This window comes from Paenibacillus uliginis N3/975, assembly GCF_900177425.1.
Lineage (GTDB): Bacteria > Bacillota > Bacilli > Paenibacillales > Paenibacillaceae > Paenibacillus_AQ > Paenibacillus_AQ uliginis.
This window is the reverse complement of sequence record NZ_LT840184.1, coordinates 4049712-4070882: the sequence shown is the minus strand read 5'-3', so window position 1 is coordinate 4070882 and position 21171 is coordinate 4049712. Positions and strand designations below refer to the sequence as shown.

At 45.1% G+C, this 21171-nt stretch carries 18 protein-coding genes and 2 pseudogenes; 19 read left to right on the top strand and 1 reads right to left on the bottom strand.

Going from position 1 to position 21171, the window contains the following annotated elements; genetic code table 11:
* Positions 1 to 485: 485 nt before the first annotated feature.
* The 3 genes and pseudogenes from B9N86_RS19355 (at position 486) to B9N86_RS30035 (ending at position 2534) form a co-directional block, all read left to right on the top strand.
* Positions 486 to 1389 (top strand): annotated as a pseudogene (locus tag B9N86_RS19355) (IS30 family transposase).
* 81 nt (positions 1390 to 1470) lie between these two features.
* Positions 1471 to 1950, top strand: coding sequence for a DinB family protein (locus tag B9N86_RS19350; protein WP_208914771.1), 480 nt, complete (start codon positions 1471 to 1473; stop codon positions 1948 to 1950).
* Between the two features lie 410 nt (positions 1951 to 2360).
* Entirely contained in the window at positions 2361 to 2534 is a 174-nt protein-coding gene (locus tag B9N86_RS30035; protein WP_425298617.1) for a group II intron maturase-specific domain-containing protein, read from the top strand.
* Between the two features lie 225 nt (positions 2535 to 2759).
* Here the strand turns inward: B9N86_RS30035 and B9N86_RS19340 are convergent, their stop codons facing one another.
* Entirely contained in the window at positions 2760 to 3677 is a 918-nt protein-coding gene (locus B9N86_RS19340) for an ArsR/SmtB family transcription factor (RefSeq protein ID WP_208914770.1), read from the bottom strand.
* A gap of 173 nt (positions 3678 to 3850) precedes the next feature.
* On the opposite strand from B9N86_RS19340, the gene B9N86_RS19335 reads away from it, so the two are divergent.
* The 16 genes and pseudogenes from B9N86_RS19335 to B9N86_RS19270 all read left to right on the top strand — a co-directional run bounded on the left by B9N86_RS19335 (position 3851) and on the right by B9N86_RS19270 (position 21130).
* Positions 3851 to 5629, top strand: coding sequence for a glycoside hydrolase family 2 protein (locus B9N86_RS19335; protein ID WP_208914769.1), 1779 nt, complete (start codon positions 3851 to 3853; stop codon positions 5627 to 5629).
* Between the two features lie 67 nt (positions 5630 to 5696).
* A complete protein-coding gene (locus B9N86_RS19330) occupies positions 5697 to 6704 on the top strand; it encodes an aldose 1-epimerase (protein ID WP_208914768.1) in 1008 nt (335 codons plus the stop codon).
* Positions 6705 to 6758: 54 nt separating this feature from the next.
* Positions 6759 to 8507 (top strand): glycoside hydrolase family 2 protein, encoded by a 1749-nt coding sequence (locus tag B9N86_RS19325; RefSeq protein ID WP_208914767.1) that lies wholly within the window; start codon positions 6759 to 6761, stop codon positions 8505 to 8507.
* A 400-nt stretch (positions 8508 to 8907) separates the two neighbouring features.
* Entirely contained in the window at positions 8908 to 10539 is a 1632-nt protein-coding gene (locus B9N86_RS19320; protein ID WP_208914766.1) for a response regulator transcription factor, read from the top strand.
* Entirely contained in the window at positions 10536 to 12314 is a 1779-nt protein-coding gene (locus B9N86_RS19315) for a cache domain-containing sensor histidine kinase (protein ID WP_208914765.1), read from the top strand. Before B9N86_RS19320 ends, B9N86_RS19315 begins: the two co-directional genes overlap by 4 nt.
* Positions 12315 to 12432: 118 nt before the next feature.
* Complete coding sequence (locus B9N86_RS19310) at positions 12433 to 13827, top strand: ABC transporter substrate-binding protein (RefSeq protein ID WP_208914764.1); 1395 nt, start codon at positions 12433 to 12435, stop codon at positions 13825 to 13827.
* Positions 13828 to 13958: 131 nt separating this feature from the next.
* Entirely contained in the window at positions 13959 to 14867 is a 909-nt protein-coding gene (locus B9N86_RS19305; protein WP_208920545.1) for a carbohydrate ABC transporter permease, read from the top strand.
* On the top strand, positions 14867 to 15697 hold the full coding sequence (locus tag B9N86_RS19300) for a carbohydrate ABC transporter permease (RefSeq protein WP_208914763.1): 831 nt from the start codon (positions 14867 to 14869) through the stop codon (positions 15695 to 15697). Before B9N86_RS19305 ends, B9N86_RS19300 begins: the two co-directional genes overlap by 1 nt.
* A gap of 27 nt (positions 15698 to 15724) precedes the next feature.
* Entirely contained in the window at positions 15725 to 17569 is a 1845-nt protein-coding gene (locus B9N86_RS19295) for a glycoside hydrolase family 127 protein (protein WP_208914762.1), read from the top strand.
* A 164-nt stretch (positions 17570 to 17733) separates the two neighbouring features.
* A pseudogene (locus tag B9N86_RS19290) lies at positions 17734 to 18216 on the top strand (transposase); the annotation flags it as partial.
* A complete protein-coding gene (locus tag B9N86_RS31095; RefSeq protein ID WP_483243738.1) occupies positions 18208 to 18333 on the top strand; it encodes a hypothetical protein in 126 nt (41 codons plus the stop codon). The pseudogene B9N86_RS19290 and the gene B9N86_RS31095, both read left to right, overlap by 9 nt.
* Before the next feature lie 7 nt (positions 18334 to 18340).
* Positions 18341 to 18529 carry an HAD family hydrolase gene (locus B9N86_RS19285; RefSeq protein ID WP_244562759.1) on the top strand — a complete coding sequence of 63 codons (189 nt, stop codon included), beginning with the start codon at positions 18341 to 18343 and terminating at the stop codon, positions 18527 to 18529.
* 120 nt (positions 18530 to 18649) lie between these two features.
* Positions 18650 to 18922 carry a hypothetical protein gene (locus B9N86_RS30435; RefSeq protein WP_244562758.1) on the top strand — a complete coding sequence of 91 codons (273 nt, stop codon included), beginning with the start codon at positions 18650 to 18652 and terminating at the stop codon, positions 18920 to 18922.
* Between the two features lie 8 nt (positions 18923 to 18930).
* Positions 18931 to 19095, top strand: a complete 165-nt coding sequence (locus B9N86_RS30430; RefSeq protein WP_244563156.1) for a DinB family protein — start codon at positions 18931 to 18933, stop codon at positions 19093 to 19095.
* 95 nt (positions 19096 to 19190) lie between these two features.
* Complete coding sequence (locus B9N86_RS19275; RefSeq protein WP_208914761.1) at positions 19191 to 19349, top strand: hypothetical protein; 159 nt, start codon at positions 19191 to 19193, stop codon at positions 19347 to 19349.
* A gap of 734 nt (positions 19350 to 20083) precedes the next feature.
* Positions 20084 to 21130 carry an IS1595 family transposase gene (locus B9N86_RS19270; protein ID WP_208914760.1) on the top strand — a complete coding sequence of 349 codons (1047 nt, stop codon included), beginning with the start codon at positions 20084 to 20086 and terminating at the stop codon, positions 21128 to 21130.
* The last annotated feature ends 41 nt before the right edge of the window (positions 21131 to 21171 follow it).

Sequence of the window (21171 nt, the reverse complement as noted above, 5' to 3'; positions counted from 1 at the left end):
TATCGACAGGGCAAGTCTTCGTATAACACAACATTCACACTGCAGGCTACGCCCTGGTCTGCAGAAGAGAATTCGAGGAAGAAATTGGCAAGCAGACAACCCTGCGAAGCAAGTCTGGCGACATGTCTGGGCAATCACTGCGCTTGATCGCTGGAGCAGCTTAAGCCTCTCGGGTTCGTGAATACGGGAACGTTATCGGAAATCTCCATGAACATAATCAAGACTATTTATTTATTAATTACGAATAACATCCTAATTACTAGTATAATTCTCAACAAGAATAAATAGTCGCGAGCGAATTCGAGCAATGAGTAACCCCTTCGACTTGTTTGTTAATATGGGAGGAATCCCCAGATTTTTATTTAATTCTTTTAAAAACGACGGATTGTAATATGAAGTGCGACGCCTAAAAAAACAAAAGCCCATGTTGGATTCGTGTAAAATGGAAGTTACCACACTCACCATTACACAAGGAGAATCTCACCATGGGTTACAAACATCTTACCATAACGGAACGATCCAAACTAGAACTGCTCGTACAAATGAAATGCTCTCTGCGTGAAATTGCCCAAAAGCTTGGCCGTCATCCTTCCACCATCGGCCGAGAAATCAATCGAGGTCGAAAAGGTAAGGAATACGAAGCACGCTCAGCCCAGCAGGCGTCTTTGGAACGCAGAGCTTCGAACGGGCCCAAGGGTAAGTATACTTCCGAGCTTGCAGAAGAAATCAACCACAAGCTGAAGGAAACCTGGTCCCCCGAGCAGATTGCAGAAAGACGACGAGTCGAAGGTAAGCCTTTTGTCTGCTTCAAAACGATCTACAGATGGCTCTACACGGGGCGTCTCGCAGCTAGAGAGGTTAAGGTTCTACGGCATAAAGGCAAGCGGCAAAAGCCAGTGGAAACACGAGGTCGCTTCCTCGTCGGTACCCCGATTAGCCAGCGCCCTAAAGAAGTCCGAAAACGGACCACCTTTGGCCACTGGGAACTCGATACCGTAGTGTCCAGTCGCGGCAATAGCAAGGCTTGTGTTGCCAGCTTCGTGGAACGGAAAACCCGGATGTATTTGGCTCTCAAATGCCCAATCGGCTCATTCTATGGAAGTCGCCTTTGGTGTTCTCGCTAGCCAATACCCGGCCTCAGCAATGCTAACAGCTACTTCAGACCGAGGAAAAGAGTTCGCCTGTTATGCAAATCTGGAGCACTTCCATGGCGTGCAGATGTACTTTGCAGACCCCTACTCCTCTTGGCAGCGAGGCTCCAACGAAAACGGTAATGGCCTTCTTCGGGAGTTCTTCCCTAAAGGATATGATTTTTCCATGGTTACGGATGAAGAGCTGGCGTACGCTGTCTCTCTCATCAATAACCGGGCTCGCAAATGTCTGGGCTAGAAGTCTGCTCACGAAGCTTTCATGGGGGAGCTGTCGCACTTCGCTTGACAATCCGTCAAACAAAAAGGAAGGTGTGCATGTATGGAAAGAAGGCATGAGGTCTTGTTTGAGCAGTTGAATACATACCGAAGCGAGCTGCTGGAAATGGTTGCAGGGCTATCTGAGACAGAGGCCGAGATTATTCCTAAAGGGTTTAATAATAATATCCGTTGGAATCTGGGTCATATTTGTGTGGATCAATATTTATGGATCCGAGCACTCACGAAAGAGGAAATGCCTATCCCTATGACATTCAATGAATGGTTTGGTTATGGTTCCAGCCCTTCCCGGTTCAATGATGAAACTCCGACATTTTCCAAGCTCATTCCGATTTTGCAACAGCAGCCACGCATCATTCAGGAGAGGTATCAGGATCATATGGAGGAGGAGTTTGTTCCGACAGAAATGGGGATGCATACCATTGAGCAGGTACTCATCAGAACCATTTTTCATGAAGGGCTGCATATTGGCGCGATTCAGACTTTGAAGAGGCAGCTGAGTAGCGAAGCAGGACGTAGTTAATTACGGTTTCCCGCACACTTGAACTTATAACGTTTGGATAAGAAACAAAACAGGCAGTTTAATGAGGCACTGAAGAAACTTGTAGTTTTTCGGAGTAGTTAAGAAGTACGAATCAGAAGACAACCTTCATTCCCAGTTTGCTGGGGGTAAAGGTCGTCTTTTTATTATCTAAGCTGGCCTATATTGTTGGATTCTTGCTTCAACAGCTTCAATATTCGTTTTAGATTAACCATGAATATGGCCATAGCGCCTTGGAGTTCTGCCTAGTAGACCCGAGGAGTGCTTGAATAATAGAAAAACATCTGAACATTCCGTAAGATGGTTTTGCGACGAATCCAACTGTAAGGAATGACAGAAGAAGCAATGGAGTGGGGAATAAAGACCGAGCAGAGAAGCTTAGACGCTACACTATGGGATGGATCAACTACTTCAAAATAGCCGACACGAAGAAACTGCTCGAAACTACGGACAAATGGATGAGAAGGCGAATTCGCATGATCTACTGGAAACAATGGAAACGAGTGAAGACAAAGTTCGCGATGTTGCAATCACTCAGAATCCAGAAACAGAAAGCATGGGAATAGGCATACACAAGAAAGAGCTATTGGAGAATATCCAATAGCCCAATCCTCTCTAAATCCCTCGGGAATAATACCCTCAAAGGACTCGGGTCGGCTACTCAACTAATGGGTATCCTCCTACCCGATTATGTTCAGTGAAATGATAGAGGAATCCTCATTTTGGAGTCCGAGACGATATTTAGAAATTGGTGTTGCAGCTCCTTAATCAATTCCTATCCAGTTTTCCTCCTAATAACTGATCTTCACCTGAATGTCCTGCTCATAATTGCCGAAACATCTGCCGAACAGACTGACGCCGCCCGCATTTCGGGCATCTTCCGGGGAACTGATACGGAACCGGAGTTCCTCGGTCGGCTGGATCGGAATATCTTGAATGCACACATCGGACAGCAGGACTCCGTCCATATACGTACCGGAAGAAGTAATGAGCAGTGTCTTGAGCAGGCCATGCTGAGTGCTGCCTGGTTCCCACCATGTGGGAGTAAGCTTGCCGCGTATGCTCCCGAAATCACCAGGAGAAGTCCACATGCATACGAGAGTGTCGTTTACCAAGAACGAGATGTCTGATGCCCAATCCTCCGCATAGCCGGGCGCTTCCGAACCGATCTCAAGGGATATGCGAAGATTAGTGATGTTGTTTCTACCTGTCATGTAATTCGGTATACGGTACTCCACATACCCGCTAGCGAACCAAATATGCTGTGCTTTCACATGTTCAGGTTCGGCGAAGTATCGCGGGTCATCTCGCATTCCGATCAGCTTCGTCTCGGAGGCCAGTCCACATGTAGGTTTGACTTGATATTCGGTGTACTGTCCCACAGGAATAGACACGGAATATGAGTTCTGATCCTGCGTAGGCTCTTCTGGTGTTTTGGAGGTTTTGAAAATTAATGTCGCGGTATCCAGTCGAAGCGAGCACTGTTTCTGCATCCCGCGCTTGCCTGCTGTCATCTCTGTATGAATGATTCCAGCTTCTTCAAGCTGCTGGACATGCTTAGTCACGATTGCAGAGGACATGTCTAGTCTTTGAGCCATCTCTCTGATGTTGAGGCTTTCTTTACTCAGCATTTCGATCATTCGAATTCGAGTTTCTGAGGCCAGCGCAACAAATAAGGATAGATTACTTTGATTAACCTTTAACTCCATTTCCGGACCCCGCCTTTACTATTTCCATTATGTTGATATCAACCATTGTATAACTAATTAATTAACTAAACAAGATTATGGTTGACTAAATTCAGTTATTATTTTAAAATTTGCTTGAAGCACCATTGAGTTAATTATTAATCATTAGATTAACTAAACAGGAGTGATTAACGATGACCATGGAATCAAGCAACCCGGCAATCCCACGTTCGGAATATCCAAGACCACAGTTTCTCCGCAAGGAGTGGTTAAGCCTAAATGGAGAGTGGGATTTTAGTTTTGATGATACAGGAATCGGTGAGGATGAACATTGGTATCAAACAGATGTATCCGCTTTCTTCACGCGGGAAATCAATGTACCCTTTACGTTTCAAAGTAAACTAAGCGGCATAGAGGACCCATCCTTTCATGATATTGTGTGGTACCGCAAAACTTTCGAGATCCCGGAGGATTGGAGTGGAAAGCGGATTGTGCTTCATTTTGGTGCAGTTGACTATTTAGCAAAAGTTTGGGTTAACGGTCAACTGGTTGCTGTGCATGAGGGTGGACATACGCCGTTCCAGGCAGATATTACACCTTCGCTCGTAGAAAGTAGCAATACGATAGTTCTGCGAGCGGAAGATTTCAGCCGCGATGTGACCTTGCCGCGGGGCAAGCAATATTGGCTTGAGAATTCCGCAAGTATTTTCTATACCCGTACAACGGGGATATGGCAGAGCGTATGGCTTGAGCCACTGGAGACAGTGCATATAAATAAGGTAACACTCACGCCGGATATTGATCGTAATGAAATTCGGGTTCGAACTTATATCCAAGGCCTCAAGGCCTTAGATCATCTTAAGCTACAAATGACAGTATCGTATAAGGGTGAAATGATTGCCGAGGACCAATCTATGATCAGGCATGCGGAAGAGTTCCGGTCAATCGGACTGAATGATTTTACGGATCATGGCCTCGGCCGTTTATGGAGTCCTGAGCATACGAACCTTTATGACATTCAATTCCGGCTCATTCGTGAGGAAGAGGCTATTGATGAAGTTATGAGTTATTTTGGGATGCGGAAGGTTTCGATTGAAGATGGTAAGTTCTGTCTGAATAACCGTCCATATTTCCAGAGACTCGCGCTGGATCAAGGATATTTCCCCGAAGGAATTCTAACCGCGCCGACGGACGATGCATTGAAACGTGATGTTGAGCTGGCGAAGGAAATGGGATTTAACGGGGTGAGAAAGCATCAGAAGACCGAGGATCCGCGGTTTATGTATTGGTGTGACAAGCTCGGTCTGCTACTATGGGGCGAGGCAGCAAATGCGTACGATTACTCGGAAGAATATGTTGGACGTTTCACTAGAGAGTGGCTGGAGATCATTGAGCGTGACTATAACCATCCATGTATTGTTACATGGGTTCCACTGAACGAAAGCTGGGGGATTCCAAATGTCCAGGTCGATAAGCGCCAGCAGCAGCATGGACTAGCCATGTATCATCTAACGAAGTCTTTGGATGAGACAAGACCGGTTGTATATAACGATGGATGGGAGCAGATGACAACCGATCTGGCAACCATTCATGATTACGAGAGTCGTCAAGAAGTGCTGGAAGACAGATATGCAACAACGGAATCTGCTGTGCAAGCGATGCCGGCCAATCGTCGGATTTTTGTCGGTGGAGCTTCCTATCAAGGTCAGCCGATACTTGTATCAGAGTTTGGCGGTATTGCATTCAAGAAGAGCGAGTGGGAGGGCTGGGGTTACTCGGGAGCAGAGAATGAAGAGGACTTCCTGCGCAAGCTCAAGGCAGTAGTTGATCCGATGTTCTCTTCGCCGGTAATCCAAGGATATTGCTATACACAGCTGACGGATGTGGAGCAAGAAATCAATGGCTTGCTTACATATGATAGACAACCTAAGGCGCCGCTTGAGGATATTCGCAGCATCATGATGGGAAAATGAAGTCCTAGTATACTTGCCTTTCCGATAAAGAGGGGGCATGTATGAAGGAGGAAAGGGAGATGAGGACATGACAGGAACGAATGCCTACGAGGGCGCTTATCATAATGAGAACGCGGTGTATCTAAGGGCAGGAGCCTATGAAGCAGTGATGCTCCCGGATACTGGGGGGAACTTGATTGCCTTCCGGAACCATGAGAAAGGATATCGATTTTTACATGAACCTGGACTTGAACAAATGGAGGAATTTAAAGCGAGACCGATGATTCATGGCATTCCTGTGCTGTTTCCTCCAAACCGTTATGAGGATGGTAAATTTCCATGGAACGGCGAGGTCCATCATCTGCCGATTAATGAAGAAGCAACGGGTCATCATTTACATGGATTTGTATATAACATTCCGTGGAAGGTGGACGAATTCGGTCACTCCAAAGAGGAGGCATTTGTCACCGTTTCTATCGAGGTGGATGAGAACCATCCGGTATTTCAGAGCTTTCCTTTCCAATTTCATATTCAGCTCCGCTACAGCCTGAGTCATCAGGGCTTGTCCCAACGTGTAACTGTCACCAATATCGGGCAAGAAGTGATGCCTTGTCTGCTGGCGTTTCATACGTCGATCAATGCTCCATATGTGGAGGGCGGCAACGCTAAGGATTACCGCTTAAAGCTTACGATTGGAAAACGGTGGGAGCTTAATGGCCGAATGCTACCGACTGGATCGCATCTCGAACTGTCTCCGGATGAGCTGGTCATGCAAGGCGCTGGCGTCTATCCATTCTTTGAAAGTATGGACAATCATTATACCTCCGCTGCTCAAAACGGGCGAAACCGAATGGAGCTTACGGATATAAAAGAAAAACTGACACTCATTTATGACGTTGGCACCTCCTATAAGCAATGGATGATCTGGAATAACGAAGCGACCGAAGGATTCTTCTGTCCTGAACCGCAGATTAACTTGGTCAATGCACCCAATATGGAGATGCCGAAGGAGGAAATCGGACTGTTCAGTCTGCAGCCTAATGAAATATGGGAAGAGACGAGCAGGATGTATGTGAAGCAGAGCAGTGAAAGTTGATCACGGTGGTATTTCATAATTAACTCAAAATAATATTAAAAAGGAGTCTTCAATATGACACATTTCAATTCTGTTCCACGCCCCGAATATCCTAGACCTCAGTGGGTACGTCCCGACTGGATCAATTTAAACGGTCAATGGCAATTTGAAATCGATCATGGCAAAAGTGGAAAGGAACGGGGGTATGCTGAATCCGGGCACGATCTGTCAGGAACAATAACGGTTCCTTTCTGTCCGGAAAGCAAGCTGTCCGGCGTAGAGTATAAAGACTTTATGGCTGCGGTGTGGTATAAAAGGGAATTTACCGTACCGGAGTCATGGACGAATGGCCGAATTCTACTTCACTTTGGTGCAGTTGATTACGAAACTGAGGTATGGGTTAACGGCGTATCCGTCGGCACGCATCGTGGAGGGTATTCCCCGTTTAGTTTTGATATCACTTCGAGTGTGCGGGCGGGCGTAAATATCATTACCGTCTATGCAGAGGATGACGTCCGTTCAGGGCTTCAGCCGCGGGGCAAGCAAAGTGGGAGATTTTACTCGAGTGGCTGCGATTACACGCGAACCACGGGTATTTGGCAGACGGTATGGATTGAGCAAGTGTCTGAGATATACTTATCTGATATGAAGTTAGTGGCTGATCCTGACAATGCTTGCGTGCATTTGGACTTGAAGATTGAGGGGAATGCAGCAGGAGCAAAACTTACCGCATCCGCCATGTTTGAAGATAAACCGGTTGGTGATGTCAGTGTACATGTGTCAGGACCATCTGTAAAACTGACCATTCCACTATCAGAAATTCACTTATGGGAGGTTGGCAACGGTAGGCTATATGACCTGAAGATATCCCTACATAAACAAGGTCAGGTGAGTGATTCAGTCAATTCCTATTTTGGTCTTCGAACCGTTAGGTTGGACGGAATGGCTTTCCGAATTAATGAACGATCCGTGTTTCAGCGTCTTGTGCTGGATCAAGGATTTTATCCAGATGGCATCTATACCGCTCCGAGCGATGAGGATCTACGTAAAGATATCGAAATATCGATGGGACTTGGATTTAACGGTGCTAGACTGCATGAGAAAATGTTCGAACCTCGCTTTCTATACTGGGCTGACCAGTTAGGTTATCTCGTATGGGGGGAGCATGCGAATTGGGGACTTGATATTACCAAACCAGAGGGCGTGTCTCAGTTCTTACCTGAATGGCTCGAAGGAATGGAACGCGATTTCAATCATCCTGCGCTCATAGGTTGGTGTCCTTTTAACGAGACGTGGGATCATAATGGCACAAGGCAAAACAACGATGTCCTGCGGATTGTTTACGAAGTTACAAAACGAATGGATCCGACTCGACCGGTCATTGATACTAGCGGAAACTATCATGTGGTGACGGATATTTTTGATATCCATGATTACGATCAAAATCCGGAGACGTTCCGAGCGAAATATGAACCAATGAAAGCTGGCGGAGAAGTCTACAATACGTTTCCGGATAGACAAAAGTATGAAGGACAGCCTTATTTCATTAGCGAGTATGGTGGCATTTGGTGGAATCCGGATCAGAAGGATGAGAAATCTTGGGGGTATGGCGATAGACCGACATCCGAAGAGGCCTTTCTGGAACGTTATGAAGGGTTAACAAGTACACTGCTTGATCATCCCATGATGTTCGGATTTTGCTATACACAGTTATACGATGTGGAGCAGGAAGTGAATGGCCTGTACACATACGACAGAAAGCCGAAATTTGATCCTGAAATCATCCGCCGTATTAATTCCCGTAAGGCTGCAATCGAAGATTAAAACTGACTCGTGACCGTTACTGGTGCATCGCTGCCCAATAAGCCTGACTAATAGAAACATTTTTGCCGCTGTGCGGTCTGTAAAAAATGACTAAATAATAAACAAAGATCAGCAGTAAACTTTGCGAGATTAAGTTTACTGCTGTTTGTTATTTTAGTAGATGAGGTGTCAAGCTATGGCAGATTTCTAGTTCTCAGCAGCGGCCCCTCGAATGAACATTTCATCTTGGATAGTAGTTCATAGTTTGCTTCGTTCGGTCATGTTAACATGTGAGTATCCCATGGTGAGATGCTCCTTGTGTAATGGTGGTTGTTGGCTCCATTTCACGCGAATCTCCCATGGGTATTTCCATATCTAGGAGTCGCAGTACATATCACACTCACCAACGGGGGGACAGGAAATGAAAATATTAATTGTCGATGATGAGCCAAGGCATTGCAGGGGAATGGCTGGTATGATTCGGGCAACCCGTTCCCATGCACAGGTCATCATCGCCAGGGACGGCGTTCAAGGCCTTGAAGCAGCTCGGAACGAACGCCCAGATGTTATATTAACCGATATTCGTATGCCTTATATGGACGGACTTTCCTTGCTCTCTAAGCTTGCAGAGGGTGATTATAAACCGAAGGTCGTTATGCTAAGTGCTTATAATTTGTTTGATTATGCGCAGCAAGCACTCCGCCACGGAGCTTATGATTATTTACTTAAACCTGTCGACATCGACAAGCTGGAAGAGGTCCTAACACGTATCGAGATCGAGCTTTCCAAGGAAGCCGCGGAGAGAAGGAAAGCTGAATGGATTCAGGACAGACTAGCGGTGACGGTCACCGCGCACCGCAAACAATTGGTGATGGAGTGGCTGTTCGGAACCTTGTCCACCGCTGGGCAGCGGGAGCTGGAACGAATGGGCTTGCATCAAGGTGAGGGCACGATCGTCTACAGTATTTTTCGGCCGGGAAGGGAACAGAAATCTATGCTGTCTGCAAATATAGAGGAACTGATTCATGATGTTGAGGCGTTCTGGTCTAGCTTCGGCAATGCTCTAAGTGTCGTCTTGCATGTACCTGGGCCAGAGGACAATCGCAACTACAATGTTGAGATTGCTACCGTCGTTCATGTGCAGGGGAATGTTTTGAGGGAACGGCGCAGTAGCTTACATGCTGAACTAGATACGCTTAACGCAAGATGGGACAGCTACGGCAGGCTGACACATGCAGTAGGCCCGGGTTGCGAAGATCTCGGAAAGTTAGCGTCTCGTGTTTACCGATCTGCCATGGAAGCTAGTACATATCTATTTCACGATTGCTGGAAAGGGGTGCTGTTCTGCGATGAGCTTCTGCACACACGGAAGCAACCTTCCTTTGAATTAGATGGAGAAGTGTTCAAGAAATCGCTGCAAGGGGAAGAAGCAGGTACTGCAATTCGGCTATGCCGTAATGCATTCGAGAAGCTTGCCGGAGAAGGACAGACTGATCCGGCTGTCATTAAAGATTATGCGTCCTTTATGTTGACCAAGCTACAGAACAGCTTGGGTGATCGTCTTGGAACGGAGACCGTGAAGAGGTTGGCCGAAGCATCCGTTGAATCCATATCAACCTGTGAGTCATTCTCCAGTTTGATGGAAATATTGGATGCTTGTTTGGCCGAGGTTCACGGTTGTTGGCGTCGATGGAAGCACGACAAGCGGGAACTTGTCATTGACAGCTGCGTTGCTCTGATTCAGGAAAGGTTCATGGAGAATCTATCTCTAGAATCGGTTGCCTCACGATATCATTTTAACGTTTCCTATTTCAGTACGATGTTCAAGAATCGGACCGGTAAGAGCTTCTCTGATTATCTGATAGAAGTTCGAATGAAGCGGGCCGAGGAACTGCTTGCAGGTAATGAAATGAAAATCTATGAAATCGCTAAATGTTGCGGTTACCGGGATACCAAATATTTTTCCAGGGTATTCAAGAAGCATGCAGGGATGTCTCCGGAGAGTTTCAGACATCTGTCCATTCCGCTGGTGCAAAAGGGTGAGAACCTATGAGATTTCGCTATCGGCTGTTGGCCAGTTACTTAGTTCTGATTGCGCTCCCGCTGTTGGTGCTTAGCATCGTCTACTACGTCACCAGTCTGCGCATGGTGACGGAACAAGCGCAGCAGAATGTATACGAAATCGTTAAGAAAAGCAACGAAGTGATGGATACGAAGCTGCGCAAAGTGGAACAAGGCACGCTGGCTCTGTTTGTGGACAAGGAGTTATATAAAATCTTTAATGGGCTGGATTCTTCGAATAAGGCGGAGTTGCTTGATGCCGATCGACAAATATCGTCTATTTTGAGTAAATATTTTACGCAGAACGAAGATGTCTATGCCTATCAACTATGGACATCGTATTATACATTCGGTACGCAGCGTGCTCTGCCTCAGGGCGATCCGACCCGCTCACACATCTATCAGACAGCGGAGAACGCGGAAGGGAAAATGATCTGGTATCCGACATATGACTTTATTCAGATGTTCGGTCAGCAATGGCTGAGTGATAGCGATATCGAATATCGTTATATGTTCTCGGCAACCCGACTCCTGAATTTTTCTCATCTGGAGAACTCATCGATTGTTAAACTGAAGTCCGGGGTAGAGCGTCCGATTCTAAATATTAGCTTCAAAGCGGATGTGTTTCAATCGCTGTTCAACAACAGCATTCCTTCTGGTTCCGATTACTTGGTTATCGATCCTGAAAACCATGTGGTCGCAAGCTCCAACGCTGATCAAATCACTAAAATCTATGGTGAAACCTGGCTGGATGACTTTCGGCAAATCGGTAGCGGAACGCGAAAAGTAGAGCTGGGTAATGAACGGATGATCGTGTGCTTCGACCGTTCCTCAGTAACCGGCTGGCTCTCAGTGGTCATGACGCCGGAGTCGGCTCTTGTCGGCAGACTTGTGAGCACAGCTCAGATTTCAACACTCGTACTTTCCGCTCTTCTAGGTCTGATTGCGGTTATTTTTGCCTATTTCATTATAGGCCGAATTACCGGTCCGATCCGCAAGCTGCTTATAACGATGAAATCCGTCGGAGAAGGAGACTTCGGGGCACGCGTAGCGGTCGAGACAAAGGATGAGTTCGGCTTTTTGCTATTGCGGTTTAATCGGATGAATGACCGAATTCAAATGTTAATTCAAGAAAACTATGAAATTCAGCTCAAGGAAAAACAGGCGGAGATTCAAGCTCTCAACATGCAGATGAATCCCCACTTTTTGTACAACACACTTAATATTATGAACTGGATGGCAATTGAAACGGGCCAGAGGGAACTTAGTAAGATGCTTGTCGGTCTTTCCAATATGCTGCATTATACTTCACGAAAAGATTGGAACGCGGTAAATCTGTCTGAGGAGATTGAATGGATGAACCATTATTTCTTTATTATGTCGACCCGATTTGAGAACAAGTTTAGCGTTGAATATAAAATCGATCCGATGCTGTATGAAATGAAAGTGCCGAGACTTCTGTTCCAACCGTTTGTTGAGAATGCGATTCTGCATGGCCTCGATCAGCTTGAAACGGGCGGACTTATCACGGTGAGCGGAAGAAATGAAGATGGATACCGAATATTTGAGGTGGCTGACAACGGACGGGGAATGAGCGAAGATACGGTTCAAAAGATTCTGGATAAAAGATCGACTTCGGTCGGTATCATAAACACGATTTCGCGCATTCAAATGGCCTACGGTAAAGAATATGGCGTTGACATAAGTTCTCTGCCAGGGAAGGGAACAACGGTGATTATCAAGCTGCCGCCGATTCCCCAAAAATAGTCCACCATTCCAATGAAGTTCGGGTTTTGGAAGCGCTATCTGGATTTTATAATGGGAGCATACATCATATAGACTGCAGCTATGTGATAGACAGAGTTTGAGAGGGGTTAGATATGACATGAAACGACAGAAGAAATCTACACTTGCGTTAATCGTAATGCTGATTATGACGTTGACTGTATTACCTGCTTGTACGAAGTCCGATGCAGGTAAGGATCTTACTTCGGAAACAAACGGAACATCTGAGGAACAAATTACATTGCGTCTAACATTATGGGGATCGCCCAGAGAGATAGATGTTAACAAGAAAGCAGTAGCTAAATTTGAAGAGAAGAATCCCAATGTGAAAGTCGATATGCAGTTTATTCCAACGGATTATGATACCAAGCTGACAACGATGGTTGCGGGCAATGATGAGCCGGACGTCGCGATGATGGAGTCAGGAACGATCGCTTACCCGCTCGCGGAAGAAGGGAAGTTCTTGAATTTACAGCCTTATCTTGAAAACGATCCAGATATAAGTATGGATAGCTTGGTGCCGAACATTACATATTCATCTGAAGTAGGCAATATTATCGGTATTGCTCCAGGACCGGAGTCGTATGCTCTATTTTACAATGAAGATGCTTTTAAGGATGCCGGACTGCCCGCACCCCCGAGCAAAATTTCAGAAGCTTGGACATGGGATGAATTCGTTGATGTTGCGAAGCAGCTGACGCTGGACAACAAAGGCCGAAATGCAGCCGATCCGGCATTTGATCCGAAGAATATTAAACAATACGGGGTCAACATAGGTACTTTCTGGGGTGCTTACAGTAACTTTATCTATTCAAACGGTGGCGATTTTATTTCAGCCGATGGAAAGACGTTTGCGATGAATCAACCGGAAGCTGTTGAGGCACTCCAAAAGCTCGCAGACCTGGTTAACGTTCATCACGTGTCACCATCACCTGTCCAATCGAAGAATATTCCAGCAACGAATGTCGCGCTACAGACAAGAAAAGTAGCGATGGCGGTTGACGGTCAATGGAACACCAGTGCTCTGGCAAGTTCAAACTTCAATTTTAATGTTGGTGTATTACCAGTGATGAAGGAACCGGTTACAACCGTTGTTGCTGGTATGTTCTCCGTATTTAAGTCTACCGAGCATCCGGAAGAAGCATGGGAACTTGTCAAAGCACTGATCGATCCGGAATCATCGATTGACATGTTGCAGGATGGCGTTTGGATGCCAGCGCTTAAAAGTTGGTATACCGACGAGGCGCTTGTGTCTAGATGGACAGATAATCTTAAATCACGTCCTTCGGGTTATAAGGATGCCGTTATTGATGTAATGCTCAACTACAGTCATCAAACACCAACCGGCTATGTGAAAAATTTCAACAAGTTAATGGATGTCGTTACTCCAGCGTTGGATAAAGTATGGCTTGGACAGCAATCAGCTCAAGAAGCGATGGACGCTATCGCTGATAAAGCGCAGGCTCATGTTAAGGGACGTCGTGATATAGAATAAATTGATTTGTTCATGAAACAATGCGGAGAGGAGGTTGTTCTAGAAATAGAACGCCTTCTACCTTCCATCAGCTTATGATTAGGAGGGCTCGAATGGATACATCTATGAATACGCATCAATTTAACGCCAAAATGAAACAAAAATCGAAAAGGCGAGAGCGGAAGGCAATATGGTATGGGCTTTTATTTACAGCTCCAGCAATACTGGGCTTTATCCTGTTTACAGCCGGTCCCATGATTGCGAGCCTCGTGCTTGGTCTCACTGACTATAGTGTGTTTAAGGATCAGATCAGTTTTGTTGGCTTGGAAAATTTTAGTGCGATGTTTTCGGGACAGGATGAATACTTCTATAAATCGCTCAGTGCGACATTTTACTTCGTCATTCTGCGCGTGCCCGCCGTCATTATTATTTCTTTTATGATTGCGCTCCTGCTCAATATGAATATTAAGGCCAGAGCCCTTTTCAGAACGATCATTTATCTACCTAGTATTGTACCGGCTGTCGCGTCAGCGATGATTTGGCTTTGGCTTCTCAATCCCGATCTTGGTCTGGTGAATACGGTATTAGAGTGGCTACATTTGCCGACCAGCAATTGGCTGTTCTCGGAATCGACCGTCATTCCCTCTGTGGTGCTGACAACGCTATGGGGCATCGGCGGTACAGTTATTATCTTTTTGGCCGGATTGGCCGGCATTCCGAAATCCTATTACGAAGCAATTGATGTAGACGGAGGTGGATGGTTCCGCAAACTTACCACGATTACCATTCCGATGGTAACGCCTACGATTTTCTTTAATGCGGTCATGACAATTATCAGCTCCTTTCAAGTATTTAACGAAGCGTACATCTTGACGCAAGGCGGACCAAATAACAAGAGTTTGTTCTATGTGTATTACTTGTGGAAAACGGCGTTTACGAATACCGAGATGGGTTACGCCTCCGCGCTGGCCTGGGTACTCTTTATTATTATTCTCTTCTTTACTTTCTTGGTGTTCAAAACTTCAAAATCATGGGTTTACTACGAGGGGGAAGGGCGCTGATGAAAGATTCAAAGTTGAAACTGGCGGCAGGTTATGTGGCGCTGATTATCATTTCCATGATGTTTATCATGCCATTTGTCTGGTTGATTCGCAGCGCTTTGATGGATTTATCGCAAATTTTCATTATGCCGCCGGAATGGATTCCGAATCCGTTTCGATGGGATAACTTCAAAAGAGCGTTAACGGTACTACCGTTCGGGACATTTTTTGTGAATACACTTGTCATCGTTATCTCCACACTGATCGGCACCGTGGTTACCAGTACGATTGCAGCGTTTGGGTTTTCGCGTATCCAATGGAAAGGGCGAGACATTGTCTTTGCCATTCTGCTGTCAAGCATGATGCTTCCCTCTGCGGTAACGATGATTCCAAGCTTCCTCGGGTGGAAGTGGCTTGGTTTTTACGATACATTTTACCCGCTGATAGTACCTGCATTTTTCGGCGGCGGCATGTTCAATATATTTTTACTACGCCAGTTTTACATGGGGATTCCAAGAGATTTCGACGAAGCTGCAGTCGTGGATGGCGCCTCTTATTTTCAGATTTTTTTCCGCATTTTATTGCCGCTTAGCCGTTCGGCGGTAATTGTAGTGGCATTATTTACATTCTTGGCATCCTGGAACGACTTTATGGGGCCGTTGATTTATTTGAAAAGCGATAATCGATTTACACTCGCGCTTGGCTTGCAAATGTTTCAGGGGTCGTATAGTGCACAATGGGATTTGCTAATGGCAGCATCCGCTGTGGTTGTTCTGCCATGCGTGATCGTGTTCCTCATTGGACAGCGTTATTTTCTTGAAGGTATTACGCTCACTGGACTTAAGGGCTAATAATTATGGAGGCAAGGAGAGAATGACATGAAGAAAAGGGAGCAAAAATTGCAATATTGGCAGGCCGTTCCTTTTACCAAAGTAAGGATTGAGGATTCCTTCTGGCGGCCGCGCCTGGAAGTGCTGAAGCGGGTTACGCTAAGAACCTGCCTGGATAAATGCGAGCAGACAGGGCGCATTTCGAATTTTGCCAAAGCGGGCGGTTTGATGGAAGGGAACTTTGAGGGGATTTATTTTAATGATTCCGATGTGTATAAGGTGCTTGAAGGTGTCGCCTATTCCCTGATGACAGATCGTGATCCTGCACTTGAGCAGGAGGTCGATCGGATTTTTGATCTGATTGCAGCCGCGCAGGAAGAAGACGGATATCTTTCGACTTACTTCACGCTTGAGGCACCGGATCAAAAATGGATCGACATGGAGCGGCACGAAATGTATAATGGCGGTCACCTGATTGAAGCGGCGGTTGCGTATTATGAAGCAACAGGCAAACGGGTACTGCTGGATGTCGCCTGTCGACTTGCTGATCATTACGACAACTTGTTCGGTCCAGGGAAACGTCACTGGGTAGAAGGGCATGAAGAGATCGAGCTTGCGCTCGTTAAGTTGTACCGAGTGACGGGTGAGGAGCGTTACTGGAAGCTATCCCTGTGGCTGCTTGAGGAACGGGGTCACGGTCATGGCGTGGGTACAATTTGGAACCGGGAAGAATGGGGGCCAGCTTACTGCCAGGATGATGTACCGGTAAAAGATATCGAGAAGGTGACGGGGCACGCAGTACGTGCGATGTACTTGTATGCCGCAATGGCTGATGTCGTTCTTGCATCGAAGGATACGTCTTACGTTGGCGCACTCAATAAGGTATGGTCGAACACGGTGGAGCGGAACATGTACATCACCGGCGGTATCGGACCTTCCCAGCACAATGAGGGCTTCACGCATGATTATGACATGCCGAACGAAACAGCCTACTGTGAGACATGTGCAGCTATCGCAATGGTATATTGGAATCATCGAATGAACCTGCTAGAAGGCGATGCCAAATATGCGGACATTGTGGAACGGGAGATGTACAACGGGGCTTTATCAGGCATATCCCTATCGGGAGACCAGTTCTTCTATGTTAATCCGCTGGTTTCGACGGGGGATCATCATCGTACGGCTTGGTACGATACGTCCTGTTGCCCAACCAACCTTGCTCGATTCCTGCCTTCGATTGGTCAATATGTATATGCCCTTACGGATGACGGCATTGCGGTCAATCAATATATTGACGGCGAGAGTGAAATGCAACTTAGTGGAGACGGGCCGTCCGTTCGTATTATCCAGCGGACGAACTACCCGTGGAACGGCAGGATAGAGCTTGAGGTACAACTGGAGACAACGGCAACGTTTACGTTGAAGCTGCGCATCCCTGGATGGTGCAAGAGTTATCAGATATCTGCCGGTGACACCGTGCCTAAGGATATCGAAACACTGACCAATGACGGATATCTTGTCTTGCAACGCGAGTGGGTACCTGGTCAAACCATCGTACTGGAGTTAGATATGCCAGTTGAAGCTGTTCGGGCCAGATCGGAAGTGGTGGCGAATCGCGAACGGGTCGCCATTCAAAGAGGTCCGGTCGTCTATTGCCTAGAAGCGGTGGACAATCCGGAAGTAGAGTACGACTCATTAGCGATTTCTGCACATCAGCCGATGGCTATAAACGATCGTCCCGAGTTACTAGGCGGCGTTGTGACCCTTTCAGGCCGGGATGAGGAAGGCAGACCGATTACACTTATCCCGTACTATGCATGGGATAATCGGGAACCAGGCTTCATGCAGGTTTGGATCCCAGAAGCTAAGGAAGAGGTGCTGTATTCAAGCTAATTCGGGGACTTGGACTTATAACCCGCAAGAAGGATGTTTTGATACAAAGGACCCTCTTGGAGAGTCCTGCAAAACGAATACAGTATCTGTAAAATGAAGCCCGGTACCTTGTCGGTACCGGGTTTGTTGTATAATGGAAGAAAAGTAAAAGTGAGACGAGCCTGTTGTTGCATGCCGGTAGACAATTAACTGCATCATTCCAAGCGGAATTATATAATCTTGTTCCTGAAGATCACTTGTTGCGAAAGATTCATCGCATTGTAGACTTCAGCTTCATTCATGAGTTGGTCGAAAACAGCTATTGCAAATATTACGGCAGACCGGCTAATGAGCCTGAGCTTCTTTTTCGTCTGCTCTTTTTGCAAATCCTTTACAATCTTTCGGATGAACGAGTTGTTCAGGAAGCGCAGGTGAATTTAGCGTACAAATGGTTTTCTTGGCGTTAATCCAGAAGATCCCTTGCCAGATGCCTCGCAATTGTCGCGCTTTCGGAATCATCGCCTTGGTGCAAGTCAAGTGGAAGACGTGTTGAAACAAGTGGTGAGTCAATGTGTGGAGAAAGGACTCATTAAGAGTAAAACCATTATTTTGGATGCTACTCATACCCAGCAAGCAGTCAAAAGCAGCGACCTTTGGACGTGTTACGGTTAGCTATGACGGAAGAAGAGATTATTACAGCGGTTGAAGTCACGCCCGGCAGTAGCGATGATGGAAAACAACTGCCCTCCCTGTTGTCGAAAACTCAAGCAAATGGCATGCGGTAACGGAAATTTGAATATTAAGCCAAATGAATGTTGGGTACTTGAAGATTCTAAAAATGGTATTCAAGCAGCAAATGCTGCAGGAATGAAATGTATAGGTTTTATTAATCAGAATTCAGGAGATCAAGGTTTATCAAGAGCGGATACTATCGTTAATAACATAAGAGATATTAAGGTGATGGATCTCTTGTTGGAATAATCGAAGAGGTCCAGTTAGAACAGCTATCGGACAGTTGAGTTGAAGAATGGATATAACTGTGTTTCCTCTTTTTTATGAGTTCATATAAAACAAGTGATCGATTATATAGGAGGCACCCCATTGAAAACAATTCAAAAGATGTTTGAGCATTTAAATTGGGCTAATCAACGCATTCTAGAAACATTGCAAAATGTAGAGATTGGGGAGCAGCAGTTAAGTTTATTTTCTCATATTCTATATTCTGAACAAGTATGGCTAACTAGATTAAAAGGAATGGACAGTTCACAAATGCCCATCTGGTCGGATGGTGATATAACAGTCTGTGCAAAACTTATTAAACAAAATGAAAAAAACTTCATAAATCTCTTGCTGAAACAGCAAAAACTGACTTAGATAACTTAATAACATACACAAATAGTAGTGGTAAAGAATTTATGACTTCTATACGAGATATTTTAACTCACGTAGCACTTCATGGTCAGTATCATCGAGGACAGATTAACTCGCGATTTAGAGCAGATGGTATTGATCCAGTTAACATGGATTATATTACTTTTGTAAGATAGATGTATCAGATTAAGTAATCCTTGCTGAAGAACTGTTTTTAATTGTTTGCTTGTTTAACATGTTATGTGGAATAGCCGAAAAATCAATTTAAATAATGACAGATACAGAAAAAGAGCAAATTGAAGAACTAGAAAAAATATTAGAAGACATTATAAATGAGAAAATGCCAACAAAGAAGGCCAGTAAATTAGAAGGTGCAGCTAAGGAGAAATATGAAGCGAACATTGGTTATTGGATCAGGTGGATCGGGTAAATCAACCCTATCCCAAAAGCTCGGTGATACTGGATCTCCCGGTCATACATTTGGATACTTATTTTTGGAATCCCAATTGGGTCCCTAAACCAAATGAAGAGTAGGATAAGATTGTTGAACAATTTACAAACGAAGATCATTGGATAATTGATGGTAACTATTCTAGGACCATGGATATCAGGATTAAGAAAGCGGATTTAATCATTTTTTTGGACATGCCAGGACTTCTATGTATGTATCGAATTATTAAACGGCGAATTATGTATCATCAGAAAACTAGACCTGATATGAATGCAGAATGCAAAGAAAAATTAGATTGGAAATTTATTGAATGGGTTTGGAATTATAGAGCAAGAAGTCGAATGAACACAATTAAAAAACTTGAACAGTTAAATTAATTAATAGAAAGACTAGATAAAAAGAGACATATTTGAAAGTGATTTCAACATAATAGAGTCTATTTTAAAGACACTGAAAACAATGTAAATGAATTGTACACCTTAAATATGAAAGCGGATTATATAGATAGATTTAATAAAGGGTTAATAAAGTGTTAGAAGATCTAAGAAATCGGTTCATCGAGTAACCGCATTGTGGATTAACTAACCGGTCTTTATTTGGTGGTAGTATGTTTCAATAATCTAGGCTATGTTAAACTTTGTTGTTGATATTTGATAATTACGAACAAGTGTTCTATAATAAGGGCAATATAACTGTTCGGAGATGATTTGCCCATGGATTTAAAGGAACTGAAAAAGCTTGCTGATACGTTGGACGATAATGGTAAGCGAGAACTTATCTACTTTTTGCAGTCCCGAACCAAGGGAGTGGCACTTCCAGTTCGAGCGATTGATGAAATTCAAGAGCAGAAGCATAAAGATGGACTTGTTTGCCCGCATTGCAAAAACCATTCTGTTGTTCGATTTGGAAAGTACGCTGTAAGAACACGCACTGGAGAGGTTAAACGTCAACGTTACCGTTGTAAGTCCTGTCGCCAAACATTCAATGACCTTACGAACACCCCTCTGCAACGAACGAGGCGACCTCATATGTGGGTTCGTTTTATCGAATGCATGATTGAGGGCTTTTCTCTGAGAAAATGTGCAGAGCAGTTAAACGATGAAGTCACGCATGTCACCTTGTTTTACTGGCGGCATAAGATTCTTTCCGCTCTGAAGCAGATTCCAACCGAAGCATTTCAAGATATTGTTGAAATGGACGAGACCTACTTTCTTTACTCGGAAAAGGGCAAGCGGAATATTGCCGAACGCAAGCCACGTAAACGTGGCGGCAAAGCGAAATATCGTGGTATAAGCCACGATCAAGTGTGCGTGCTGGTTGCCCGTGACCGTCAGAAAATGACTTACTCTGGCGTACTTGGGCGTGGACGTATTCGGACTACAAAATTAGACGAAGCGATTGGTGGTCATCTATCTGACTCAAACGTGTTATGCACTGATTCATGGAGGGCATTTAGCTCCTATGCGAATTCAAAAGGCATGACTCATTACCGATTCAAATCCGACGGAAAACAACGTGTGAAAGGCGTGTACCATATCCAAAACGTAAACAGCTACCACAGCCGCTTGAAGAAATGGATGGATCGCTTCAATGGTGTTGCAACAAAGTATTTGCAGAATTACTTGGCGTGGTTTCGTTACTTAGACAGCAAGGAATATGAGAATACCGCATCGAATAAGAAAAATATGTTGGTCAAATCGTGCCTGTTTACTGTGACCGACACGAACACCAAACTTCGGCTTTCTGCTTATTCTTGTTAAGCTAACGGGCAGTTATGCGTAACTTCCAGGGAATGTAAACA

What these genes read in the sequence shown, in the direction of transcription:
- B9N86_RS19270 (WP_208914760.1), top strand. Translation starts at nt 20,084, where the DNA reads ATGGATTTAAAGGAACTGAAAAAGCTTGCTGATACGTTGGACGATAAT.
- B9N86_RS19305 (WP_208920545.1), top strand. Translation starts at nt 13,959, where the DNA reads ATGAAACAAAAATCGAAAAGGCGAGAGCGGAAGGCAATATGGTATGGG.
- B9N86_RS19340 (WP_208914770.1), bottom strand. Translation starts at nt 3,677, where the DNA reads ATGGAGTTAAAGGTTAATCAAAGTAATCTATCCTTATTTGTTGCGCTG.
- B9N86_RS19330 (WP_208914768.1), top strand. Translation starts at nt 5,697, where the DNA reads ATGACAGGAACGAATGCCTACGAGGGCGCTTATCATAATGAGAACGCG.
- B9N86_RS19335 (WP_208914769.1), top strand. Translation starts at nt 3,851, where the DNA reads ATGACCATGGAATCAAGCAACCCGGCAATCCCACGTTCGGAATATCCA.
- B9N86_RS19300 (WP_208914763.1), top strand. Translation starts at nt 14,867, where the DNA reads ATGAAAGATTCAAAGTTGAAACTGGCGGCAGGTTATGTGGCGCTGATT.
- B9N86_RS19275 (WP_208914761.1), top strand. Translation starts at nt 19,191, where the DNA reads ATGACAGATACAGAAAAAGAGCAAATTGAAGAACTAGAAAAAATATTA.
- B9N86_RS19320 (WP_208914766.1), top strand. Translation starts at nt 8,908, where the DNA reads ATGAAAATATTAATTGTCGATGATGAGCCAAGGCATTGCAGGGGAATG.
- B9N86_RS19325 (WP_208914767.1), top strand. Translation starts at nt 6,759, where the DNA reads ATGACACATTTCAATTCTGTTCCACGCCCCGAATATCCTAGACCTCAG.
- B9N86_RS19350 (WP_208914771.1), top strand. Translation starts at nt 1,471, where the DNA reads ATGGAAAGAAGGCATGAGGTCTTGTTTGAGCAGTTGAATACATACCGA.
- B9N86_RS19295 (WP_208914762.1), top strand. Translation starts at nt 15,725, where the DNA reads ATGAAGAAAAGGGAGCAAAAATTGCAATATTGGCAGGCCGTTCCTTTT.
- B9N86_RS19310 (WP_208914764.1), top strand. Translation starts at nt 12,433, where the DNA reads ATGAAACGACAGAAGAAATCTACACTTGCGTTAATCGTAATGCTGATT.
- B9N86_RS30035 (WP_425298617.1), top strand. Translation starts at nt 2,361, where the DNA reads ATGGGATGGATCAACTACTTCAAAATAGCCGACACGAAGAAACTGCTC.
- B9N86_RS19315 (WP_208914765.1), top strand. Translation starts at nt 10,536, where the DNA reads ATGAGATTTCGCTATCGGCTGTTGGCCAGTTACTTAGTTCTGATTGCG.